The organism is Chitinimonas viridis (genome assembly GCF_030409555.1).
Lineage (GTDB): Bacteria > Pseudomonadota > Gammaproteobacteria > Burkholderiales > Chitinimonadaceae > Chitinimonas > Chitinimonas viridis.
In genome coordinates this window covers 294,048-316,004 of record NZ_JAUFPU010000004.1, presented here as the reverse complement: position 1 = coordinate 316,004, position 21,957 = coordinate 294,048, and the positions used below count along the sequence as shown (strand labels likewise).

Annotated in this window: 18 protein-coding genes; 7 read left to right on the top strand and 11 right to left on the bottom strand. The window is 61.4% G+C overall.

All coding sequences use genetic code 11. The annotated features are described in order from the left end of the window. Nucleotide 1: 1 nt before the first annotated feature. The 6 genes from QWZ03_RS05560 to QWZ03_RS05535 form a co-directional block, all read right to left on the bottom strand. A complete protein-coding gene (locus QWZ03_RS05560; protein WP_290331822.1) occupies nucleotides 2-805 on the bottom strand; it encodes a heme/hemin ABC transporter substrate-binding protein in 804 nt (267 codons plus the stop codon). Next, on the bottom strand, nucleotides 795-1,820 hold the full coding sequence (locus tag QWZ03_RS05555) for a hemin-degrading factor (protein ID WP_290331821.1): 1,026 nt from the start codon (nucleotides 1,818-1,820) through the stop codon (nucleotides 795-797). The genes QWZ03_RS05560 and QWZ03_RS05555 overlap by 11 nt, the downstream gene beginning before the upstream one ends. 132 nt (nucleotides 1,821-1,952) lie before the next feature. After that, nucleotides 1,953-4,166, bottom strand: a complete 2,214-nt coding sequence (locus QWZ03_RS05550) for a TonB-dependent hemoglobin/transferrin/lactoferrin family receptor (RefSeq protein WP_290331820.1) — start codon at nucleotides 4,164-4,166, stop codon at nucleotides 1,953-1,955. A 166-nt stretch (nucleotides 4,167-4,332) separates the two neighbouring features. Beyond that, nucleotides 4,333-4,500, bottom strand: a complete 168-nt coding sequence (gene hemP / locus QWZ03_RS05545) for a hemin uptake protein HemP (RefSeq protein ID WP_284197587.1) — start codon at nucleotides 4,498-4,500, stop codon at nucleotides 4,333-4,335. A 200-nt stretch (nucleotides 4,501-4,700) separates the two neighbouring features. Then, entirely contained in the window at nucleotides 4,701-5,984 is a 1,284-nt protein-coding gene (locus QWZ03_RS05540) for an ATP-binding protein (protein ID WP_290331819.1), read from the bottom strand. Then, nucleotides 5,984-6,670: a response regulator gene (locus QWZ03_RS05535; RefSeq protein ID WP_290331818.1), complete on the bottom strand. Its 687-nt coding sequence runs from the start codon at nucleotides 6,668-6,670 to the stop codon at nucleotides 5,984-5,986. Before QWZ03_RS05535 ends, QWZ03_RS05540 begins: the two co-directional genes overlap by 1 nt. Nucleotides 6,671-6,827: 157 nt before the next feature. Between QWZ03_RS05535 and QWZ03_RS05530 the strand changes: the two genes are divergently transcribed. Together QWZ03_RS05530 and QWZ03_RS05525 are read left to right on the top strand one after the other, a co-directional pair. After that, nucleotides 6,828-8,291 carry a S41 family peptidase gene (locus QWZ03_RS05530; RefSeq protein ID WP_290331817.1) on the top strand — a complete coding sequence of 488 codons (1,464 nt, stop codon included), beginning with the start codon at nucleotides 6,828-6,830 and terminating at the stop codon, nucleotides 8,289-8,291. A 144-nt stretch (nucleotides 8,292-8,435) separates the two neighbouring features. Continuing rightward, nucleotides 8,436-9,227 carry an AraC family transcriptional regulator gene (locus QWZ03_RS05525; RefSeq protein ID WP_290331816.1) on the top strand — a complete coding sequence of 264 codons (792 nt, stop codon included), beginning with the start codon at nucleotides 8,436-8,438 and terminating at the stop codon, nucleotides 9,225-9,227. On the opposite strand, the gene QWZ03_RS05520 is transcribed toward QWZ03_RS05525, so the two are convergent. Both QWZ03_RS05520 and QWZ03_RS05515 read right to left on the bottom strand, forming a co-directional pair. After that, the gene (locus QWZ03_RS05520) at nucleotides 9,224-10,405 is read right to left on the bottom strand and encodes a vWA domain-containing protein (protein WP_290331815.1); all 1,182 of its coding nucleotides are present in this window, start codon (nucleotides 10,403-10,405) and stop codon (nucleotides 9,224-9,226) included. The genes QWZ03_RS05525 and QWZ03_RS05520 overlap by 4 nt on opposite strands. Before the next feature lie 76 nt (nucleotides 10,406-10,481). Continuing rightward, a complete protein-coding gene (locus QWZ03_RS05515; RefSeq protein WP_290331814.1) occupies nucleotides 10,482-11,081 on the bottom strand; it encodes a response regulator in 600 nt (199 codons plus the stop codon). A 55-nt stretch (nucleotides 11,082-11,136) separates the two neighbouring features. Here QWZ03_RS05515 and QWZ03_RS05510 point away from each other — a divergent pair, with 55 nt between their 5' ends. Further along, entirely contained in the window at nucleotides 11,137-13,038 is a 1,902-nt protein-coding gene (locus tag QWZ03_RS05510; protein WP_290331813.1) for a sensor histidine kinase, read from the top strand. Here QWZ03_RS05510 and QWZ03_RS05505 read toward each other — a convergent pair. Continuing rightward, nucleotides 13,024-14,244, bottom strand: a complete 1,221-nt coding sequence (locus QWZ03_RS05505) for a hypothetical protein (protein ID WP_290331812.1) — start codon at nucleotides 14,242-14,244, stop codon at nucleotides 13,024-13,026. The two genes, QWZ03_RS05510 and QWZ03_RS05505, sit on opposite strands and share 15 nt — an antisense overlap. 419 nt (nucleotides 14,245-14,663) lie before the next feature. Here QWZ03_RS05505 and QWZ03_RS05500 point away from each other — a divergent pair, with 419 nt between their 5' ends. From QWZ03_RS05500 to QWZ03_RS05490, 3 genes are read left to right on the top strand one after another with little or no spacing between them, the layout of a single operon-like run. After that, entirely contained in the window at nucleotides 14,664-16,091 is a 1,428-nt protein-coding gene (locus QWZ03_RS05500; protein ID WP_290331811.1) for a coniferyl aldehyde dehydrogenase, read from the top strand. Between the two features lie 58 nt (nucleotides 16,092-16,149). Beyond that, a complete protein-coding gene (locus QWZ03_RS05495; protein WP_284197577.1) occupies nucleotides 16,150-16,704 on the top strand; it encodes a hypothetical protein in 555 nt (184 codons plus the stop codon). Then, nucleotides 16,697-18,319, top strand: a complete 1,623-nt coding sequence (locus tag QWZ03_RS05490) for a GMC family oxidoreductase (RefSeq protein WP_290331810.1) — start codon at nucleotides 16,697-16,699, stop codon at nucleotides 18,317-18,319. The genes QWZ03_RS05495 and QWZ03_RS05490 overlap by 8 nt, the downstream gene beginning before the upstream one ends. A 94-nt stretch (nucleotides 18,320-18,413) precedes the next feature. Here the strand turns inward: QWZ03_RS05490 and QWZ03_RS05485 are convergent, their stop codons facing one another. Together QWZ03_RS05485 and QWZ03_RS05480 are read right to left on the bottom strand one after the other, a co-directional pair. Next, complete coding sequence (locus tag QWZ03_RS05485) at nucleotides 18,414-18,758, bottom strand: zinc ribbon domain-containing protein YjdM (protein ID WP_290331809.1); 345 nt, start codon at nucleotides 18,756-18,758, stop codon at nucleotides 18,414-18,416. A 213-nt stretch (nucleotides 18,759-18,971) separates the two neighbouring features. Further along, nucleotides 18,972-20,642 carry an SgrR family transcriptional regulator gene (locus QWZ03_RS05480; protein WP_290331808.1) on the bottom strand — a complete coding sequence of 557 codons (1,671 nt, stop codon included), beginning with the start codon at nucleotides 20,640-20,642 and terminating at the stop codon, nucleotides 18,972-18,974. 96 nt (nucleotides 20,643-20,738) lie between these two features. Between QWZ03_RS05480 and QWZ03_RS05475 the strand changes: the two genes are divergently transcribed. After that, nucleotides 20,739-21,926 carry an MFS transporter gene (locus tag QWZ03_RS05475; RefSeq protein ID WP_290331807.1) on the top strand — a complete coding sequence of 396 codons (1,188 nt, stop codon included), beginning with the start codon at nucleotides 20,739-20,741 and terminating at the stop codon, nucleotides 21,924-21,926. The last annotated feature ends 31 nt before the right edge of the window (nucleotides 21,927-21,957 follow it).

Sequence of the window (21,957 nt, the reverse complement as noted above, 5' to 3'; positions counted from 1 at the left end):
CCTAGAGCAGGGTGCGCAGTTTCTGCACAGCGGCAGGACTGCTGAGGTTGACGACAAAGAAATCCTGTACCGGCACTTCATAGACGCGGCCGTGCTGGCCCGCAGGTGTCGCCGCGATATCGGGCCGCCGCTTGAAGCTCTCCAGCCCGCCATAGACCGCCCGGTTATGGTCTGCCACCAGGATCAACTCTGGTGCCAGCTTGGCGATGGCTTCCGGATCCAGCGGCTTGTAGCCACTGACGCCAGCCGCAGCGTTGATGCCACCGGCTGCCCGTATCAGCGCATCTGCCGGCGTATCGCTGCCGGCAACCGTCTTGCCCTCATAGGTGATCAACACGCGACGGCCGATGGAGGGGGCTGGGCGCATGGCATGCTGCCAATCGCTGGCGAGCTTGCTGGCGGCGGCGTCGGCACCGATCAGGCCACCTACCCGCCGTATGGTGTTGGCGTAGTCGCTACCATCTTCGCGCGTGCCGAGCTTGACTGCCTTGATACCCAGGCCACTCAGTTGCTGCCAGATGCCATCGGGCATGGCCATGGGGCTACCCAGCACCAGGCTGGGCTTGAGCCGGGCTACCGACTCCACGGCCACCCCGCGTGACAGGCCGATGTCGGTGGCGTGGGCCAGTGCCGTTTGGCGGGAGGAACGGTCGCGGCCCACCACATCGGGCGCATGGCCCAGGGCCACGACGATCTCCGCGATATCACTGGTCAGTATGACCAGCCGCTCTGCCGCCTGGGCGGTGCAGCCCAGCAGCAGGCTGCTTAGTAGCAGGCCGCGTGTCAGTGTCCGCTTAGTGAACATGGCGCGCCTCCCTGTCTGGCAGGCCGTGCACCAGCTTGGCCCAGCCGGGCAATTCGGGCCGCCCTGGCTTGCGTTCGCCAAAGTACTGCACGATCAATTGACCATCGCTGTCATAGCATTCCAGCGAGGTGACTTCGCCGTCACGGGTAGGCTTGCGCACCACGAAGGCCGTGTCGAACAGGTCCATGCGCAGATGCAGATTGAAGCCTGGATCCAGCACATTGAGCCAGGGGCCCATGGCGACTACCTTCTTCACTGGCCCGGTGTGTATCTGCAGGCAGCCCTGGTTGCCGGCAAAGACCATGATGGGTAGGTCTTGCTCCGCAGCGGCATGCAGCAATAATGAGACGGATTCCAGCGACACCGCCCGTACATAGCCGACCGGTGCCAGGCGCAATGCTTGGGGGCGGGTCAGGTTGAAACGCCGCATCAGCGGGAAGAATTCGTGGGTGTCGGCCAGATTGAGCCAACCCTGGCGGAAGGCCGTGGTATCCACGGCTGTGTCAGGTTGTTCCGCTGCGGGCTCATGCCGGCGATCGGGCTCAACCGTGGCGTGGCAACTGGCATAGCGGGATACCAGCTCGTCATAGGCGGCCTGGTTGGATTCTGTTGTCAGGAACACCTTATGCACGGCATCGCCATGCCGATCAAAAAACTGTAGCGAGGGTCGCTCACCACGCAGGGCAAAACCGTAACGCCAGCTTTGCAGGAAGAAACGCAGGTCGATCTCCGGATTGAGCGCTAGGCCGATCTCGCCTTGGATACTGACATTGGCATAGATGCCGGTTTTCTCGTGTACCGCCGCCTCGTTGCGGGTCAGCGTCATGACCACGCCCAGGCTTTCCAGCTCGCCCAGGATATCGGCCCACTTGGGGAACAGGGTGATGGACAGTGGATCGGCTGCGACCAGTTCGGCCTCGGTTACGCCTAGCCGGGCGGCTGCATCTCGGGCGCGCAGCTTGGGTTCACCGGCTTTCAGGTGCAGATAGTTCTGCCACAGGGTGGATGCATTCATGGTGACTCTCCGGTATTGCTGACAATGGAAAGACGCTTTGGGGCGCACCGGCTTCCCGGACGGTGCGCCCCGCTGCGTGGCCGCTGAGGCGGGCCTGGCCGTGGTACACGGTAGAAAATCGTGAACAGGCTCTTAGAAACGATATTCGAAGCTGATGGCGCCGTTGCGGCCGGGCTGGGTGTAGCGGTCCAGTACCGCTGCCACACTGCCTCGGCCACTGACGACCAGGCCTCTGACATCACTCCAGAGCCAGTACTTTTTGTCGGCCAGGTTGTACAAGCCAGCGCTGAGGGTGGCATCCGGCCCCAGTTCCATACTGGCGCTCAGGTCCAGCACACCATAGCCGGGTGCGGCGAACAGGGTGTTGCTGCTGAGCCTGTCCTTGCTTTCTGCACCGCGCAGTGTCAGTGCGGTTTGCCAGCGGCTACCTTGGTAGTGGAGTGCCAATTGGCCGTTCAAGGGTTCCACCCCGTCGTAAGGCTTGGCCTCGCTGGTTTTGTCGCCACGGGCGTAGGCCAGTGCACCGCGCACATGCCAGGCATCTGTCATGCGCCACAAGGCTTTCAATTCCACCCCCTGGATGCGCATCCGGGTGATATTGCGTGCCTGGTACTCCAGGTTGATGCCATTGCCGTTGGTGTCGCGTGGCGATACCAGCACGTTCTCGATGAAGTCGCTGTAACGGCTCTGAAAGTAGGTTGCGGCCAACTCCAGCTGGCTGGAGCGGTAGCGGCTGCCCAGTTCCAGGCTACGGCTTTTCTCGGACTTCAGGGCGGGGTTGGGGAGGACCTCGTAGCCATGGGCGGCATTGCTGAATACCAGCATGGCATCGTCGAAGTTGGGGGTACGAAAGCCGGTGCCCAACTGGGCAAAGCCGGTCCAGCCCGTTGCCAGCGGCAGGCTGAGCGCCAGGCGGGGCGAAATGGCGCTGTCCTTGTATTCGGCCACGTTCAGGCCGCGTGGATTGGCGGCGGCGAACAGGGCATCGGGCTTGGGGGTGAGGGTGTAATGGTCGTAGCGTAGCGAGGGGGTCAGGGTCATGCCGCTGGCAAAGGTGATCTCGTCCTGCGCAAACAGGCCCAGGCGCTTGCTGTTGTTGTCGGGGAAGGTCTTCTGCGGGAACTGCTCGCCCCCCACTACCGTGGTGCTGGAGCCGTTGGCGTTGGTTTGCAGGCGGTAGCGTGGCCGGCTGGTCTCGGTGGTGTTGTACTCGGCGCCCCATACCACGCTGTGCAGCAGGCTGCCTTGATCCAGTCTGTGGGTGAGCTGGGCATTCAGGCCCCAGCCTTCCTGCTCGAAGCCGGACTGGTTGGAGCGCCTGATATTGCCTGGCAACTGCTCCAGGCCGTTTTCGCGGCTCTCGCCCGATTGGGTGTAGAGCTGGAAGTGGGCGCCCACCAGGCCGCTGCCGCTACGGCTGTAGTCATAGGCAAGGCTGGTGCGGTCGCGGCGCGATTTATCGCTGGCGGTCTGGGACAGCAAGGCTGCGCTACGATTGCTGAGAAAGTCGCCAGTCTGGTCACGCCGGAAGATATCGTGGGTCAGGCTCAGGCTTTGACCGGCTGCGGGTGACCACGCCAGCTTGGCCAGCAAGGCCTGGCTGTCCCAATCCAGCGGGTTGGCGACAGTGCGCCTGTCGGAGGCGCTGCCATCCGTACCCATGCTTTCGGTGTTCTCACCCGCCCGGCGGGTATAGCTGAACAGCGCGCTGAATTGCCCGCTGCGCAAGCCCGCCGAGGCCCCCAACTTGTTGCTGCTGTCCGCGCCATAGTATCCGGCACGCAGTTGGCCGCCTACGGTATCGCCTGCCTGTAGCAGGTCTTCCACCGCCAGGCTGCGATAGGCCACCACGCCAGCAATGGCATCGGCGCCATACAGGCCGGAGTAGGGGCCTTTCACGACTTCGACGGCACTCAGGGTGTCGATCTCCACCATGTCGCGGCCAGAGATGGCAGCACCGCCGCCTGCATACAGTGAGGGCAGGGAGATACCATCGATCTGTAGCAATATGCGGTTACCGTCCAGGCCGCGTATAGCGATAGAACCCAGCCCCCGTCGGACAGGATCGCGGCTGACATCGACACCAGGTTCGTCGCCGAGCAGGGTTTGCAGGTTACGGGCAGTACCGGCGCCATCACCCTGGGTGGACAGGACGGCGGTGTTGGGGGCGACGCTATCGGCGTCCTTGGCGAGCCGTGTGGCGGTGACGGAAACGGCCGGCAAGGTATCGGCGGCGGTAATATCTGCAGCGTTATCGGCCAGCGCGGGTGTCAGCGGCAGGGCTGCCAGCAAGGCTGCAAGGGGTGTCAAGCGTGTGAGGGTCTTGCCAGTCATCAGGTTCAGCATCCAAAAAATCGCCCCGCCGCCATCAAGCGGCGGGAGCGGGAAATTGGCTGGCTGGCCGGCGTGAGCTGGCGGGCTGGCTACATCGTCATGGAGAGGGTGAAGCGTATTCGGTCCGGCTTGACGCGGTTGCTCCTGGGAAGGTGCATGCGGCCTTATACTTCGATAGCTACTTGGTCAGTATCAGTTTGCCGTTGCGGGTCAGCCGAAGGCGATAGACCTCGCCTTGATGGCTGATCTCTATCTCTTGCCGCCCTTGCATCAGGCTACGCAGTTCAAGGCGTAGCCTGGGCGTCTGGCTGGCGGTCTTGCCTAGGGTCAGGGTGCTTGAGTTCATGCATTGAATGATAATGGTTATCATTTAACAATTGCAAGAGAAATGTACACCGTGGGGCGCTACCAAAAATCTCAGCTTGCTTGCAGCACCAGAAGCCTGTTCACGAATTTTTCACCTCGGCGAGAAGATCGTGAACAGGTTCAAAGAAAAGTCTTTTCGCCGCGCACGTCGCCAGCAAGGCTGCGAATCCGTAGGCTGGATCAATGGCCTGCCGACGGTAAAGCCAACACGAACCGTGCGCCTGGGCCTGGTGCAGCAGCTTCTACCCATACGCGTCCGCCATGCCGCTCTGCGATGCGCTTGACCAGGGCCAGACCCAGTCCTGCTCCCCCGGTATCCCGGTTACGGCTGGCATCAATCCTTACAAAAGGCTCGAAAATCCGCAGCCTGTCCGCCTGGGCGATCCCTTCACCATCATCCTCAACAGCAATCCAGATTTCGCCTGCTGCGCTGTGGGTGGAGATGCGCAACTGGCTGCGCGCATGGCGGTCGGCATTGTCCAGTAGATTGCCCAAGGCGTGCACCATCAAGGCCGGCTCGACCTTGAGCGGCAGGGGCTCCAGCTCAAGCACTACCTTATGTCGCAGCAATCGCGACTGGCTGGCCCGTACCACCAGCCTGTCCGCTGTCACGCTTTCCAGTGCCAGTGGTCCACTACGGGCATCCAGCCGGCCATAGCCCAGCAGTTCGCTGGTCAAATGCCCCATCTCGTCCAGATCATCGCGCAGGCCACGGTACAGGCGCTGTTGTCGCTCCTCGGTGTCGATGGTCAGCATGCTTAGCGCAAAATGGGCGCGGGCCAATGGGGTTCGTAATTCATGCGCTACTGCGTTCAGCAAATCCTGTTGGGCCGCCACCAACTGCTCGATGCGATCGGCCATCTCATTGATCCGCACTGCCAGCGGCCCCATGCCGGATGCGGCTGACAGTGTCTCCGCACGCGCCTGCAAGTCTCCGGTTCCCAGCTTGGCCGCCACGGATCGCAAGTGCTGCAGGTCTCGCCAGAAGGGGCGGATCTGGACCAGGTATAAGGCCAGCGCCATGACCAGCACCACTACCAGGTAGACCGCAAGGATGGCGTCGGCCAGTTGCGGCTCTGGCGGTATATGGATGACCAATACCTGCTCCCGCCCCTGCAGACGGTAAAAGACCCTGTCCCGTCCGGATTCGCTCAGATAGATCACGCGGCCTTGCCGCAATATGTGCTGCTGCTCCACACCAAACTCGGCCAAGGGATGCAGGCTCAGCTGGACCTCGCCCAGGAGGGTCTGCATCTGCCGCAGGTTGCTGAGCAGGGTTGCTTTATCGTGAGCGCCCGCCAGTAGGTTGGCCTCCATCATGCGCATCGGCCCCAGGTAGATGGCCTGGGCGTAGTTCTGCTCCCGTTCTGAAACCATCTTCAGGGCTATCCAATGCATGCCGGCCAACGCTGCGGGTACCAGCAACAGGATGAGCAATAGCTGGCGAAAGAACAATTTCCACATCAGCGCTGTTCCTCCGGCGGCAGCAAGAGATAACCACGATTCCACACCGTCTTGATGCAGCGTGGTTCACGCGGATCGTCACCGAGTTTTCTGCGCAGGCGCGACACCAGTACATCGGCCGATCGATCATGGCCGTCGAAATCTATGCCGCGCAGGTGGTTGATGATGTCATCACGGCTCAGGACAGTACCGGCCTTGCTGGTCAGCAAATACAGCAATTCAAACTCGCTGCTGGTCAGTTCCAACTCCAGTTGACCCAGCGTGGCACGGCGCGCGACTCGATCCAGATTCAGCTGTCCCAGGCGAAGCACTTCGCTGCCAGCGCCAGCCTGACGGCGCAGCACTGCCTTGATCCGGGCCACCAGTACTCTGGGTTCGACCGGCTTGATGATGTAGTCGTCAGCACCCAGTTCCAGGCCGAGGACATGGTCGATGTCGTTGCCACGCGCCGTCAGCATCAGGATGGGCAGCGTTTGCTGTGCCCGCAATTGGCGGCAGACCTCTAATCCATCCAGACCTGGCAGCATGAGATCCAGCAGCAGCAAGTCCGCCTGCTGCCGGGCTAGCCAGGGCAATACTTGATCGCCACGGTGCAGGCAATACACCTCGAAGCCATGCAGCGACAGGTAGTCGCGAATCAAGGCTGACAGCTTGATGTCGTCTTCGACATAAAGAATACGGGCCATCCCGTCGAACTCCTGAATCTCATGTTCGGGCGGATACTAACCCTGATACCGCCTACAGATGTGACAGCGCGTTCACAACTGCTTACAGCATCGCAAAACCTGCACCTTCAGCTAGCGCCATCATTTGCACCCTGTCCTGCACTGATGGAGCGAACCGATGTTGCACCGAAATCTTGTCGTCCTGGCTCTGCTGGTGGGTATGTCTGCCTGCAATGACAATGCCACTTCGCCGACCGAACGTCCCCAGCCTGCCCGCAGCCTCGAAGGTACATGGCAATACCCAGGCTATGGCTATATTCAGCAGATTGCCCGCGAGGCCCATGGTTACCGGGTGACGCTGTATGACGTGACCAGCCAGGGTTGCCTGATCAATCAAACCCGAGACGGAGCGACGCTGGCCGATCTGCAGCAACAGCATCGCTTGTCGGCTGATGGCATGGCGCTGGAGCGCGTTGAGACTGATCAGCAACAGAGCCCGGGCCTGCTTGGGCAGCGCTTACCGGCGCTGCCGGAAAGCTGCGGCAAGTTGCGCTGGCCGGTGGCAGGGCAGCCGGGTTACACGCGCGATCCGGTACGCGACTTCGATCTGGCTTGGCATACATTCAATGAGTACTACCACGATTTCAAGCTGAGCCGGGTTGACTGGGTGGGTCAGTACCTACGTTTGCGGGCGCAGGTTCATGCGCAGACCACAGACGAGCAACTGTTCGAGTTGCTGGGAGAATTGATCGAGCCGCTGCAGGATGGGCATGTCAGTCTTTTCATGGGGGCGCGCAGCATTACCCACACCCGTAAGCCGCAGTTTACCGAAGTGCTGCTGGATGAGTATCTGCGCGAACAGGGATTATCCCTCCCCCTGGATGAGGCACAGCAGGCTGCCGCCCTTGCCTATGTGGAAGAGGGCACCGCCGACATGATGGCCACCAGCCTTGCCTATGCCGTGCAGCCAGAGAAGATCAAGTTGCGCGGCAATAATCAGCTGATGTGGTTTACCGCCCCCAACAATATTGCGTATTTGCAGGTACGCAGCACCTACGGCTTCGGAGGTACCGAAGAACTGGGTGATGATTTGCAGGTGCTGAAGGCTGCTATGGATGAGTTTGTTGCCGATAGCCTGCAGGCTCGCGGCGTGGTGCTTGACCTGCGTTTCAATCAGGGAGGCCATGACGATAACGCATTGGTTATCGCTAGCCGCTTTGCCCTTGAGCGGTGGCATGCCTATTCCAAACAGGCGCGACTGGGAGATGGGCGGACGCACCTGCAGCGGGTGTATCTCGAGCCGGGTGGGCTGAAGCAGTATGGTGGGCCGGTGGTGGTGTTGACTAGCAACAGTACCTTCAGTGCTGCCGAAGTGCTGGCGATGACCCTGCGCAATAGGCCTAACACCACGTTGATCGGCGAGGCCAGCGGCGGTGCTTTTTCGAACACGCTCAGCAAGCGGCTGACCAGTGACATCTTTTTTTCGCTGTCCAATGAGTTTTACCTGATGCCCAATGGGGAGTGGCTGGAAGGTAAAGGTGTGCCGGTCGACATTGCAGTCCCATTCCACCCTGATAGCATGCGTACATCGACCGATGCTGGACTGGAGCGCGCCCTGAGTCACTTGCTGTCGTCACCCTGACCCGTCGGCCGGCTGCACATTCGCTGGGCCGGCTCACCGCCCGACCCTTGGTCTACCCAGGGTTGGGGAACCCACTTACACTGCTGCGATAGGCTGGTACGCTCAGGTCTGGCGTGCTGCTGTGCAACCATGGGGATGAAGGACTTGCAACCGCTGCTAACCAATGCAATCGACCCGCTGGTGGAGCGGCGTGTTTATGCCCAGGAGGCAGATGGGCATAGGCATGATTACTGCCAGTTGCTGCTGGGCCTGCGTGGCAGCGCTGCGCTGGAAATGCACGGACGGCAGTTTCAGGCCAGCGTGCTGCATGGGGTGATCGTGCCAGCGGATTGCCGGCATGAGTTTGCCGGACAGGGCGATAACTGCCAGTTGGTGGTGGATATGCCCGTGGCCTCGGTGGCGGTACCTGCTGCGCTATTCAGGCGGCCCCGCGCCTTTGCCATCACACCGGCCTTGCGGCGCTGGCTGGACAAGCTGCCGCACGGTCCCGCACTACGGAAGCGTCAGTACGACTGGCAATTGGCGGTTGGCTTGGCTGGTGCCGTATCGCAGAGCCTGGGCGGGGATGTCGGAGAGGGCTGTGGCTTTCCGGTAGCGCAGATCGATGCTTATCTGCGTCGGCGATTGGAGCATCCGATTGCCACGGCTGAACTGGCGGCCCATTTTGGCTGGGGCGTGCGGCGTTTTCACGACCTGTTCTGCGAAGCGTTTGGCGATACGCCGCACCAGTACCATAACCGGCTGAAGCTGGATGCGGCGATTGGCCTGCTTGCCCGGCAGGGACTGCCGCTGGCGGAGATTGGCCAGCGCCTGGGTTATGGAGACCAGCCTGCATTTACCCGCCGATTCAGCCAGCGCTTTGGTATGCCGCCCGGGCAGTGGCGGCGGGAGGCCGACAGCAGTGCTGCGACGAAAGGCTTTTGCTCAGGTACTTAACTGCCGGACTGCAGTTTGCGCATGGCTGTCTCCAGCCCTGCGGGGGTGAGCGGGTACATGCGCCCTCCCATCAGCTTTTGAGTCATGCGTACGCTCTCGGTGAACTCCCAGTAGCGCTCGTCTACCGGGTTGAGCCAGACGGCAGCAGGATAGCGATCCAGCAGGCGCTGCAGCCAGACGCGGCCGGGTTCTTCGTTCATATGCTCCACCGAGCCGCCTGGATACTCGATCTCGTAGGGGCTCATGGTGGCATCGCCCACGAAGATCAGTTTGTAGTCGGCGGGATAGGTGTGCAGCAGATCGAAGGTGGCTTGGTGCTCGCTGTGGCGGCGCTTGTTGTCACGCCAGACGGATTCATAGATGAAATTGTGGAAGTAAACCTGCTCCAGGTGCTTGAATTCGGCGCGGGCGGCCGAGAAGAGCGTTTCGCATACCTGGATGTGGTCGTCCATGGAGCCGCCTACATCCAGAAACAGCAGTACCTTGACGGCATTGTGCCGCTCGTGGCGGAACTGCAGCTTGAGCCAACCGGCGTTGTCGGAGGTGGCGCGTACGGTGGCGTCTATGTCCAATATATTGGCCTCGGCATCGCGGGCGAACTGGCGCAGGCGACGCAGGGCCACCTTGAAATTGCGGGTGCCCAACTCCTGACTGTCGTCAAAATCCTTGAATTCCCGCTCATCCCATACCTTGACTGCGCGCCGATGGCGTGAGCCATCCTGGCCTATGCGTATGCCTTCCGGGTTGTAGCCATAGGCGCCGAAGGGGCTGGTGCCGCCCGTGCCTATCCACTTGTTGCCGCCTTGATGGCGCTCTTTCTGCTCGGCCAGGCGCTGCTTCAGTGTTTCCATCAACATGTCCCAACCCATGCCTTTGAGCTGGTTCTTTTCCTCCTCGCTCAGCTGTTTCTCCAGCAATTTGGTGAGCCAGTCTTCCGGTATATCGGTTTCCAGCTTTTCCAGCAGGGTTTCCACCCCCTGGAAGTAGCGGCCGAATACCTGGTCATAGCGGTCGAAATACTTCTCGTCCTTGATCAGGATGGCGCGGGAGACAAAGTAGAAGTCATCCAGACTGCCGTTGACCACGCGGGCGTCCAGCGCCTCGAGCAAGGTCAGGAATTCCTTGACCGAGACGGGTAGCTTGGCGTCGCGCAGTTGGTAGAAGAAATCGATCAGCATGAATGTGTGAAGCCAAGTGGTAGCGCGGTATTTTCGCGCCTATGGAGCAGGAGCGCCATCTTTACTGACCTGGGGGTCAGAGCAATTTCAGTTCCGTCACTTTGTTAAGCAACTGGGTGGTGCTGTTGACCTCCAGCTTGCGCATGATGTTTTCGCGGTGCTTGTCGACCGTGCGGGACGAAAGCGAGAAGCGTTCGGCGATACGGGTGCTGGAGTGGCCGCTGCAGAGCATCTCCAGTACCTGGAACTCGCGTGCCGTCAGCTGGACATCGGCGGCCTGCATTTTCTCGCGCACCAAGGCAGCCAGCACCTGCTCACCCCGGGCGATGCGGCGCAGGGCGGTGAGCAGCTCCTCTGCGGAGCCTTCCTTCAGCAGTACGCCATCGGCACCGGCGTCCACCAGTTGCTTGTACAAGGTGCCTGATTGGGCGGCTGTCAGCATGACTATCCTGAGCGCGGGGTAGCGCTGTTTCAGATAGGCCAGGACTGCACCAGCATCATTGCCGGGCATGTGATAGTCCATCACCAGAAGGTCGGGCTGGTGCTGCCTTACCAGCTCGTTGAGTACGCTGGCCTCGCCGGCTTCGGCCACCACCTGAAAATCGGTAGTCTGTGACAGCAGGAGCTTGAGGCCATCGCGGAAAATGACATGGTCGTCCGCTAGAATAAGCCGCATTGCTCAGTCTCCTTGCCGGCCTGGGTTGGTCTTGTTCCCGTTAGCGTGATGCTTCATGCCCCGACTCCTCTATTGCTGCCTGCTGTTGTTGATGACCTGCCCGGTGGCGCTGGGTGCCACACCCTTGCCCTTGCCCTTGCACCCACTGCCCACTGCCGAGCAATTGCGGCGGCATACGGTATTCTACGTGGGCGAGGTACCGGCGGCGACGCTGGCGGAAGCCATGTCGCCTGGAGCACGGTTTCGTCCGCTGATCGAGCGCAAGCCCGATCTCAGCCCAGGTGGACGCTGGCTTCGGCTGGAACTGCACAATAACAGCAGCCAGCCGAGCCGGTGGTTGCTGAACCTGGGTGTGCCCGACATCCAGCGGCTGGAGGCATACCAGATCAGCCGAGCGCAGACTGAGCAACTGGTCAGCTTGCGGCCTGATAGTCGCTTTACCGATCGCAGCGTGCCCTCGCGCATGCTGGCGGTGCCGGTCAGCCTGGCGGCCGGTGAAGCGGCAACGCTGTATCTGCATTATCGCATCCATGGCGATACTCCCTTGCAACTGGCATTGCAGGAGCCAGCCGAGTTCGCCCAGACTCTGGGCTTGGGCAATCTTTTCAATGGTGTGCTGGTGGGCGTGCTGCTGGCATTGCTGGGGTTTGCATTGCTGCAGTACCGTGCCTTGCGGCGGGAGGCGTATCGCTACTACGCCCTGATGCTGCTGTTTGTGGTGCTGTTCCTGCTACAGATCGAGGGTTACAACTTTGCGTTGCTCTGGCCTGGGGCTGGGCAATGGAATCAGTACGCACCTGCCGTGCTGGTGGTGGCGGTACATCTCACGCATATCCTGTTCACCACCAGCCTGTTCAAGCTCAACCTGAGCTTCCCCACGCTGTACCGTGGCTATCAGGCCTATGCGGTGCTGCTGCTCTTGGGGTTGGGCGCCTTCCTGGGGGCAGACCTGGCGTGGCCCCTGCTGCTGGTCTCGTTGCTGTTCATGCCCTTGCCGGTATGGGTGGGCGTGCAGGTATGGCGCAGGCAACTACCGGCAGCGGGGCATTTCCTGGCTGGCGCCATCAGCTTGGCCGTGTTCATGAACGTCCTGTTCAGCTTTGGTGTATCTGGGGTATGGAGTTGGCCGGGGGTAAACGTCTTCGTTTACCCCAAATTGGGCTATCTGCTGGAGGCAGTACTGTTTGCCCTGGCGCTGGGGCAGCAGTTGCATAGCCTGAGCCAAAGGCATGAGGCTGCGCTGCGGCACAGGCTGGAGGAGGCGGAGCAACTGGCCCGTGCCGAGGCCGACAAGCACCTGGCGCTACAGGCTGCCCAGCAACAGCAGCTGCAACTGGCGGCGGCGGGGCATGATCTCTCGCAACCGCTGTCATCGATCCGCTTTGCCTTGGCAGCATTGCGCGCGCAGGCGGGTAATGAGGCGGCTACCCAGCATATCGACAAGGCGCTCGACTACACCGAATCGCTGCTGCAGTCGCTGATGGCAGAAGCCAAGGCGGGTTTCGCCAGCCGGCAGCAAGGATTGAACCTGGAAGACCTGCTGGTGCAGGCGCACACCCGCCACCAGCATGCGGCCGAGCGCAAGGGACTGTACCTGCGCTACTTCCCCAGCAGCGCCACCATTGCCGGTTCTGGCCTGGTGCTGACACGCATACTGGATAATCTGGTCGGCAATGCCGTGCGCTACACCGAGCGGGGTGAGATCTTGCTTGGGGTACGCCGCCGCCCCCTGGGGCTGGAGATACAGGTGCTCGATACAGGGCCGGGTTTTGATACCAGCTTGCAGAAGCAATTGCTAGCACCGTTTGAGCAGACCGGTACCTTGGCGGCCGAACGCCAGGGGCACGGCTTGGGCCTGCATATCGTGCAGGCCCTGTGTGAGCAGTCGGGATACCAGCTGAGCATACGGTCGGTACGTGGTCGGGGTAGTGTATTTGGCGTGCTAATTCCTTACTGATGCCATCATGGGCAGGGTGTTGCCGCTCATGGGTGTGAAGGCGGTCATGGGCCGGTTGGCGTAGGCCAGGTCGAAATCGTCCACCCGCTTGCCGAAGCAAGCTGGTGTTGGCGGCGCGAAGCCGGCATAGGTGAGCACGGTGCCTATCTGGATGATGCGGGGGCAATCCACCTCGAACCAATCCATCTGTGCCAGCTCGTGTTGCCCCAGTTGATGGATGGCTTGGTACAGGGCCAGGGCTTCGGCGTAGCCGCCGAACACCACGCCACGGCTCAACATCAGCAGGCGCCGGGACCAGCCGCCCAGGACATAGTGCAATTGGCTGGAGTAGGCCTTGCCGGCATCCTGTCGTACCACTTCTTCAAGGCAGATGGCATAGGCATCGATATCCAGGCTGGCGGGCTCCGCCGCATCGATGACCAGCAACTTGCGGTGGCTGTGGCGCAGGCGGGTAATACCATAGACACCCAGTCTGGCCGAGACACTGTGGGTGCAGCTGACCACGGCGTCTACCTGCCCGGCATCTTCTATACGTGAGGTGATTTCCATGCCGGTCTCGGCATGAATATCGGCCAGCGTGGTGTCGTTGCTGCACCAGGCCACCACGCGGTAACCGGCTTGCAGCAGCCGTCGGGCCATGCAGGCGCCTTGGGGGCCGTAAGGGTCTATCAGCAGAATACGGGCATTGCGCTGGTCCAGTTTGGCATTGCGTAAGGCCCGCTCCACATCCACCCACAGCATCTGTGCTGTGCCGTTGTCGCCGATGGTAAACAGCAGATTGGGGAAGCGCTCTTTCAGTATCGCGCCATCCCGGCCAAACAGACGTTTGGTGGATGCCGCCAGCAAAACTACCTTGGCGCCATTGTGTTCTGCCCACTCGCAGGCGGAGATACATTGTGCCCGTGCTAACCGGCGGCCTTCCTTGGTCAGCATCTCGGCTGCAGTGCTGTAGATGCCGCGCACGCGCCCCGCCACGCCGTTCTGGTAGATGCGAGGGCCGTTGGCGTGGCCCAGTACGGGCACACGATGGCCGAAGAACCGTTCACGCTCGGCTTCGTCCCGTAGATTGGTGATGAACACCACGTCGACCAGGGGGCGACCGGTGAGTTTGCGCCACCAGGCGCGGTAATCGCATAAAGCCACCATGACGCGCCAGAGATCGCTCAGCATGATTTCGTCCTCTTGATTGAGTTGAGTGCGCGGCACCCATGGCGCCTGCGGTATGGGACGAACTATAGGGAGGGGGCTGCGCGGCTTGAATACGCAAAATTGCGTAATCTGCCCGGCTGCGGGTCGTGGCTGTTGCAGTAGCGATACGGCACTGGTGAGCACTGGCGCGGGCTGCAGTGCCTATTGTCGGCTTTTCGCCCGCCTGCTGATGAAGGGGGAACGGCTGATCAAGCGTTTGCTCTAAAATTGCTGCCGAGCGTAGCAAAGGCGCTTGGTCTGCTGGCCGGCATTGACGGTAGAGCTGCCACCCATCGGCGCGCTAGATGCGACGAGGGCTGGGGGTATCAGCGATACAGCGTGGACTTGATGCAGAGAATTAGCGTCCGGTATTGCCGGGCAAAGCGCTGAAGTGGGGGCTCCGTATTACTCCGGGCCTCCGATGAGGAGACAACAATATGCAAGCTCAATTCGAACCCCATGAAACCCAGGCCGAGTTGGCCCACCTGCGCCAGGTCTACCAAGCCCAGCGCGAGGCCTATGCCGCCATGCCTTATCCGCCAGAAGCGCTGCGGCGGGATCGACTGAACCGGTTGCGCCATGTGCTGCAGGCGCACGGCGACGAAATCGCCGCTGCCATCTCGGCTGATTTCGGCCACCGCTCGGCCCATGAGACCCGTCTGCTGGAGATATTCCCCAGCCTGGGGGGCGTGGACCATGCCTTGGCCAAGCTAGGGCGCTGGATGAAGCCCCGACGCCGTGGTGTGTCGATTTGGTTCAAGCCGGCCAGCAATCGGGTCGTGCCCCAGCCCTTGGGCGTTGTGGGCATCATCGTACCGTGGAACTACCCCTTGTTCCTGGCCGTAGGCCCACTGACCGCAGCCCTGGCTGCCGGCAACCGCGCCGTGGTCAAGATTTCGGAATTCACACCTCGCCTGGGCGAGACCTTCCGCCGTTTGATAGGCCAGTACTTCGACGAGAACGAGGTGGCTGTCATCAATGGCGGTGCCGAGGTGGCGCAGGTGTTCTCGGGCTATGCCTGGGACCATATGCTGTTTACCGGATCGACCAGCGTGGGCAAGCATGTGATGCGTGCCGCTGCCGACAACCTGACGCCAGTCACGCTGGAACTGGGCGGTAAATCGCCGACCATCGTGCATGAGTCGTTCCCCATCCAGACTGCTGCCGAGCGCGTGATGTATGGCAAATGCCTGAATGCCGGCCAGACCTGCGTGGCGCCGGACTATGTACTGCTGCCCGAGGGCAAGCAGGAGGAATTCCTGGCTGCGGCACGGGATGTGGTGAGCAAATGGTATCCCGATGCCGGCCGCAATCCCGACTACACCGCCGTGGTGAACGGCCGCCACCTGAACCGCCTGCAGGGCTACCTGAAAGATGCCGCCGAGAAAGGCGCACGGGTGGTGCCGCTGGCCGAGGTGGACCCGGCTACCGGCAAGGTGGCGCCTACCCTGGTTTTCGATACCACCGAGCAGATGACGCTGCTGCAGGACGAGATCTTCGGCCCCATCCTGCCGGTGCTGACCTACAAGACGCTGGACGAGGCCATAGACTATGTCAACACGCATCCCCGGCCGCTGGCGCTGTATTACTTCGATTACGACAACCAGCGTATCAGCCAGGTGATCAGCAACACCATCTCGGGCGGGGTGGGTGTCAATGAAACCGTGATGCACGTGGGCCAGGACGATTTACCGTTTGGCGGTGTCGGCCCCTCTGGCATGGGTCACTACCACGGCCACGAAGGATTCGAGACCTTCTCCAAGATGAAGCCGATATTTGCGCAGAGCCGTTTCAACGGTGCCTGGCTCTTGCGCCCGCCCTATGGGCCCAGAGTGGAACGCTTGCTGAAGTTCATGCTGCGTTGATGGAGTCGTGCCTGGGCCGGGCGCTGCCTGGCCATGGGTAGAACAAAAAGAGGGAAACATGCTTAGCCGCCGCCAATTGCTGAAAACCGGTGTCGCCGGTGCAGCCCTGCTGGGCCTTGCCCGGCTGGCTTACGGGCCGATCACGCCGGACAGCCTCTATGCCGTACCGGCGAAGGCCAGGTTCAAGGTGCTGGATGCAGAAAGCCGTACGGCGCTGGCCGCGATTGCACGGGTCATGCTCAAGGGGGCGTTGCCGCGCGATGAGGCCGAATACGAAACCGCGCTCTACCAAGCTGTGCTGGGCTGCGATACCGCCATCGCGGGCTTGCCGATGGGCGTACAGGCCGAGGTCAAGGAGCTGCTGGCTTTGCTGAACAGCCGGGTGACCCGCCGCTGGGTGGTGGGTGTAGGGGCATCGTGGGAGACGGCCAGCGACGAGGACATCGCCCATTTCCTCAACCGTTGGCGCTTTTCTTCGTTCTTACTGCTGCGCAGTGGCTACCAAGCCTTGCATCAGATCGTATTTGCTGCGTGGTATGGCAACCCGCAGGCCTGGGTGGGCATAGGTTACGACGGCCCCCCGAAATTCATGGAAGGTTACTGGAATGCCTAAAGACGTTATTGCCGAGGGACTGGCATCCGGTAAATGGGATGTGCGCGACGCGGCCACCTTTATGCGCGACCAGACGCTGGAGGCCGACGTGGTGATCGTCGGCACCGGGGCGGGCGGCGGGGTGGCGGCCGAGATATTGAGCCTGGCCGGGCTTAAGGTGGTGATGCTGGAAGAAGGAGAGCTGCGCTATGCCTCCAAGCATTTCAACCTGAAGGAAGCCGAAGCCTACCCCACGCTGTACCAGGAATCTGCCGGGAGGCAGACCAAGGACAAGGGTATCACCATCTTGCAAGGGCGTACTGTGGGTGGCTCTACCACGGTGAACTGGACGTCGAGCTTCCGCACGCCGCCCACCACCCTGGCGTTCTGGCGTGATCATTATGGCCTAGACGACATGACGGTGGAGAACATGGCCGGCTGGTTTGGCAAAGCCGAAAAGCGGCTGAGCGTGATCGACTGGAACGTGGAACCCAACGTCAACAACCAGGTGCTGATGAGCGGAGCCGACCGCGCCGGCATCCATTGGTCCAAGATACGCCGCAATGTGAAGGCTTGCCTCAACCTGGGCTATTGCGGAATGGGCTGTCCAGCCAATGCCAAGCAGAGCATGCTGATTACCACCGTGCCGACAGCGCTGGACCGTGGCGCCACGCTGCTGACCCATCTGCGGGCCGAGCGAGTACTGCAGGAGGGAGGCAAGGCGGTAGGCGTGGAAGGCATGGCGATGAACCATAGCGGCCTGGAACCGGTTGGCATCAAGGTCACCATCAAGGCCAAGACGGTGCTGCTGGCCGGTGGCGCCATCAATACGCCGGCGCTGATGCTGCGTTCCTATTTGTCTGACCCGCATGGCCTTATCGGCAAGCGTACCTTTCTGCATCCGGTCAATGTCTCGGGTGCCTTGATGCCCTTCAAGGTAGAAGGCTGGCAGGGCGCGCCGCAAAGCATTTACTCCGATCACTTTATCGATGCTTTCCCGCCCGATGGCCCCATGGGCTACAAGCTGGAGGTTCCGCCGCTGCACCCGGTGCTGACCGCCATCACCATGAGTGGCTTTGGTGAAAAGCATCGTCAGCTAATGCAGCATTTCGACCGGCTGCAGGTGGTGCTGGCATTGATGCGCGATGGCTTCCACGAAGATAGCCGTGGCGGTAGCGTGAGCCTGAAGGCCGATGGCACACCGTTGCTGGACTACCCCATCAGCGACTACGTCTGGCGTGGCATGCGGCACTCGTACCTGACTATGGCCGAACTGCAATTTGCCGCTGGCGCAACCCGCGTCATGCCCATACACGAAGATGTGCCGGGCGGCGGGTACTCCAGCTGGGCAGAGGCCAAGGCGGCCATTCAGTCGCTGCCGCTGGAAGTACTGCGAGCCAAGGTGGTATCGGCACATGTCATGGGTGGGGCCGCCATGGCCAGCAAGGCGGAGCAAGGTGTGGTGGACGGCTATGGGCGCTTCTTCAACCTGGACAACCTCTATGTGATGGATGGCTCGGTGTTCCCGACGTCCATCGGCGCCAACCCGCAGCTCTCCATCTATGGCCTTGCGGCGCGCAATGCCAGCAGCCTGGCCAAGACGCTGACAGGCAAGGACATCGCCTGGCCGGTTTGAGTTCGCTATAGCGCGATGCCCGTGTACAGGGCATCGCTCAGGATAAAGCCGGGCCCGCAGTGTGGGGCCGGGCTTTGCCGTAGGGTGGTCAGGCTCAGGCCTTCTTGAGGAAGCAGGCCTTGAGCATGAAGTTGCCTGCATCCATGCGGCAATCCACCTCGTGATCGCCACCGCTGACCAGGCGGATGCTCTTGACCTTGCTACCCTGCTTGAGCGTGATGGAGGAACCCTTGACCTTGAGGTCCTTGATCAGCACCACAGCATCGCCATCCTGCAGCACATTGCCATTGGCGTCCTTGATGACTGCGCCGTCCCCATCGTCTGCCTGGGCTGCTGTCTGCTGGGCCCATTCGTGACCGCAATCGGCACAGACATAATTGTCACCATCCAGGTAGGTATTCTCCAGGGCGCAGAGCGGACAAGCGGGTAGGTTGGGCATGGGGGACTTTCACGGAAGGTGATATGCAAGCGCGGTATTATAACCGATAGGAAGATACAGGGCAGTTGATAGCTTGTTATGGTCTTGAATCGTTGGAAGCCCATCAGGCTACGCTGACGTCTGCGCTGAGTTTCTTACTGGAGCATGCTCGAGCCTCACAGCCCATTAACGGCTTGGACTCGGCCTTGGGCACTTAACAGGCTCCGAAAAACGCTATGGGTTTGAGCGCAGCCATAGCTTGCGGAAATCCATCCAGCCACAGCGAGCCAGTTTGACGCCATTGCATTGCGGCGAGTGACTGAGGGCTTGCATGGTATGAAACAGCGGTAGCAGCCATCCCTCGGCCACTATGTGGGCATAGCAGGTTTCTATCTGCGCCGCCCGGAGGCTGGCGTCCGGCTCGGCGGCAATAGCGGCGCTTGCCCCTGCCAGCCAGGCCCGGTCCGCAGTGGCGAGCCAGTGATGAAACGTCGACTCTCCGGCCAGTCCACCATACAGGCTGAACGCTAAGTCGTCCGACATGACCTCGCCAGCAACGGCGATGTCTGCCCAGCCACACCAGGCAAAGGTGGCAAACTCGGGGTAGCTGAGGATGCTTAGCTCGACCTTGTGGCCTGCCTGTCGCAGTAGCTCGGCGATTTGCTGGGACAAGCTGATGTGGCTGTCGAGCTGATAGGTTACCAGCGAGAGCTGCCGCGGCAGGTCGGGCAATGCGGGTGCAACCTCGGGTAGGTGCTGCCAGTTCGGTAGATAGGCGCTGGCGGCCTGCTTGCCGGCCAGTGTCGGCAAGGCGGTGCGGAGCCAGGCACCCAGGGCCAGCCGCCCGCTGGCGGTGGCGAAGGCCGGCCGTGCAGGGTTAAGGACGACGAAATCACATCCCTGCTCAAGCTGGCCCAGATGGCTCCAGTCTGCCGGCAGGGGGAGCCCATGTCCCAGGTTGATGTCCATATCTGGTATGGGGCTGCCATCGGGCACCACCCATATATCGATGTTGCTCAGCAGGGGGCGTTCACCATAGTAGCTATCGAAAGCCTGCAGGCTGGCACGATGGCTGTTGTTACGTACCAGGCGGAATGGCCCGGCACCGACCGGTAGTTGCGAAAAATCAGCCCTGAGCCAATCCTGGGCCGGCACGATGACGGCGGCGGTATGGGCCAACCTATGCAGCAGGAGGTGATCCGGTTTGCTGAGCCGCAACGACAGCAGCAGACCTTCTGCTGTGATGTCCTGAAGATGGTTGAATAGCCGCTGATGCGGGCCTACTGTGTCCCGTAGCCGGATCAGGCTGCAGGCGGCATCATGTGCCTGCAGGGGGCGACCGTCATGGAAGCGCAGGTCGGGTCTTAGCCAGAAGTGCCAGATACTGCCGTTGTCGAAACACTCCCAATGGTGCGCAAGGGCAGGTGTGATCGCCTCACGCTCGCGCTCGTACGCCGTCAGGCCAGCGCAGAGCTGAGCGACGATATGGGATTCGGTACGTCTATGCACCTGGATGGGGTCCAGGGCATGGAGTGGGCGATAAAAGGGAATACGCAGCCCGCCGGCCTGGTTGGGGCCAAGAAAGCCCGGCAGGGCTTGCTTCAAGCGTGCCTGACCTTCCTGCGGTAAGCCATCGAAGGCAGCTTCCAGCCGACCTTCCGCCAGCAACTGGTGCAGCCTCGATAGCTTGAGCGCATCCGGCTGTTGCAGTAGGGTGAGGCGGGATCGATGCCCTCTGCCCCGACCAGGCACCCATTGCAGCCACCCTTGTTGTTGCATGCGATGTAGCAACAGGCGTGCATTACGCTCGCTGCAACAGAGCAAGGTGGCAACCTCAGTGAGACTATGATGGGGGCCTGACTCCGCCAAGCCGGCGAGACGGTGAAACTGATCGAGCAGACGCATGGCAGAAAAGCGGAAATTTTTCGGTGAGTCTACCCGTTTTTTACTTGCCGCTTTTATTTCACACTGCCGGCTTCTGCGTTCCACCGGTTGATCGTGATGGCTTCTCCGCTCTGGCAGCACGCCGGGTTTCGTCGGCTCTACGCCTCAACACTGTGCTTCTCTTTCGCTATTCAGGTTTATCAGCTGGCCATGCCGCTGATCCTGTACGAACTTACCCATTCGGCCAGTGCGATGACGGCCATGCGAGCGGTGGAATTGCTCCCCAATCTATTGCTGGCGATGTTCATCGGCGTCTGGGTGGACCGCATTGATAGAGGGCGGTGGGCGCGCATTGCCATGGTGGGCATGGTGATACTGATGGGTGCGCAGGCCTGGATGCTGGAGCTGGGCAGCGTAGCCTTGCCGTTTTTCTACCCGGCGGCATTCGCCTTGATGACGCTTAACTACCTGTATGCCATCTGCCGCATGGGCATGCTCAAGGAGATGTTGCCCGAATCGCTGCTGCTACCGGCGACCGGGCAGTTGACTGTGTTGGGACAGGTGTTTGCCGTGCTGGGGCCGGCTTTGGCTGGCGGCTTGCTGGCAATCAGCCTGGCCCTGGGGCTTTGGCTGCCCATGCTGGGTTTGCTGGCGGCGGCGTGGCTGCTACGTGACATGGTGCTTCCGGCGCGGCGCGTCGATGCGGCCGGGTTCTGGCAGGAATGGTGGGCGGGCTGGCGGGTGTTGCGAGGCAACCGTCCACTTTGGCAACTTTCCTGGCTGGTTGTAGTGGCCAACTGCAGCACCGGTGTGGTGGATGTGCTGTTCCTGTTCCGGGCCAGGGATGAGTTGCAGCTTGGGCCGGCGGAGCTTGGCCTGTTGTATGGGCTGGCGGGTGTGGGGGGCGTGGCAGGCGGCCTGATCAGCAGCCGCTTGCGCGAGCGCCTGGGGCTGGGCCGCTTGCTGGCGGTTGCCTTCGCACTGGAGGCCTGCTGCATGCTGGCACTGGCCTGGGGGCAGTCGCTGGCGATACTGGCCATGGCCCTGGTGGTCAATAGCTTGGTGGGTGTCATCGGCAATGTCTGCGTTTGGGGATACCGCCAGGAAAGCACAGATAGCCAATACATCGGTCGCATATCCGGCCTGACAGGCTCTTTGTTCAAGCTGCTGATGCCGGCGACGCTATGGCTTTCGGGCACCCTGGTGGCGGGATTGCCGCTGGCTTGGCTGCTGAGTGCCTGTGCCGGCATTCATGTGCTGGTAGCACTGGGGGCGCGTGTCTCTGTCATGTATCGGGTCGGGTAGCGTCTCCGCACAGATGTAGCTGGCGTGCATA

Excerpts from the sequence above, each read along its gene's own strand:
- QWZ03_RS05560 (WP_290331822.1), bottom strand. The coding sequence starts at position 805 with ATGTTCACTAAGCGGACACTGACACGCGGCCTGCTACTAAGCAGCCTG.
- QWZ03_RS05555 (WP_290331821.1), bottom strand. The coding sequence starts at position 1,820 with ATGAATGCATCCACCCTGTGGCAGAACTATCTGCACCTGAAAGCCGGT.
- QWZ03_RS05550 (WP_290331820.1), bottom strand. The coding sequence starts at position 4,166 with ATGCTGAACCTGATGACTGGCAAGACCCTCACACGCTTGACACCCCTT.
- hemP (WP_284197587.1), bottom strand. The coding sequence starts at position 4,500 with ATGAACTCAAGCACCCTGACCCTAGGCAAGACCGCCAGCCAGACGCCC.
- QWZ03_RS05540 (WP_290331819.1), bottom strand. The coding sequence starts at position 5,984 with ATGTGGAAATTGTTCTTTCGCCAGCTATTGCTCATCCTGTTGCTGGTA.
- QWZ03_RS05535 (WP_290331818.1), bottom strand. The coding sequence starts at position 6,670 with ATGGCCCGTATTCTTTATGTCGAAGACGACATCAAGCTGTCAGCCTTG.
- QWZ03_RS05530 (WP_290331817.1), top strand. The coding sequence starts at position 6,828 with ATGTTGCACCGAAATCTTGTCGTCCTGGCTCTGCTGGTGGGTATGTCT.
- QWZ03_RS05520 (WP_290331815.1), bottom strand. The coding sequence starts at position 10,405 with ATGCTGATCGATTTCTTCTACCAACTGCGCGACGCCAAGCTACCCGTC.
- QWZ03_RS05515 (WP_290331814.1), bottom strand. The coding sequence starts at position 11,081 with ATGCGGCTTATTCTAGCGGACGACCATGTCATTTTCCGCGATGGCCTC.
- QWZ03_RS05510 (WP_290331813.1), top strand. The coding sequence starts at position 11,137 with ATGCCCCGACTCCTCTATTGCTGCCTGCTGTTGTTGATGACCTGCCCG.
- QWZ03_RS05500 (WP_290331811.1), top strand. The coding sequence starts at position 14,664 with ATGCAAGCTCAATTCGAACCCCATGAAACCCAGGCCGAGTTGGCCCAC.
- QWZ03_RS05495 (WP_284197577.1), top strand. The coding sequence starts at position 16,150 with ATGCTTAGCCGCCGCCAATTGCTGAAAACCGGTGTCGCCGGTGCAGCC.
- QWZ03_RS05490 (WP_290331810.1), top strand. The coding sequence starts at position 16,697 with ATGCCTAAAGACGTTATTGCCGAGGGACTGGCATCCGGTAAATGGGAT.
- QWZ03_RS05485 (WP_290331809.1), bottom strand. The coding sequence starts at position 18,758 with ATGCCCAACCTACCCGCTTGTCCGCTCTGCGCCCTGGAGAATACCTAC.
- QWZ03_RS05480 (WP_290331808.1), bottom strand. The coding sequence starts at position 20,642 with ATGCGTCTGCTCGATCAGTTTCACCGTCTCGCCGGCTTGGCGGAGTCA.
- QWZ03_RS05475 (WP_290331807.1), top strand. The coding sequence starts at position 20,739 with ATGGCTTCTCCGCTCTGGCAGCACGCCGGGTTTCGTCGGCTCTACGCC.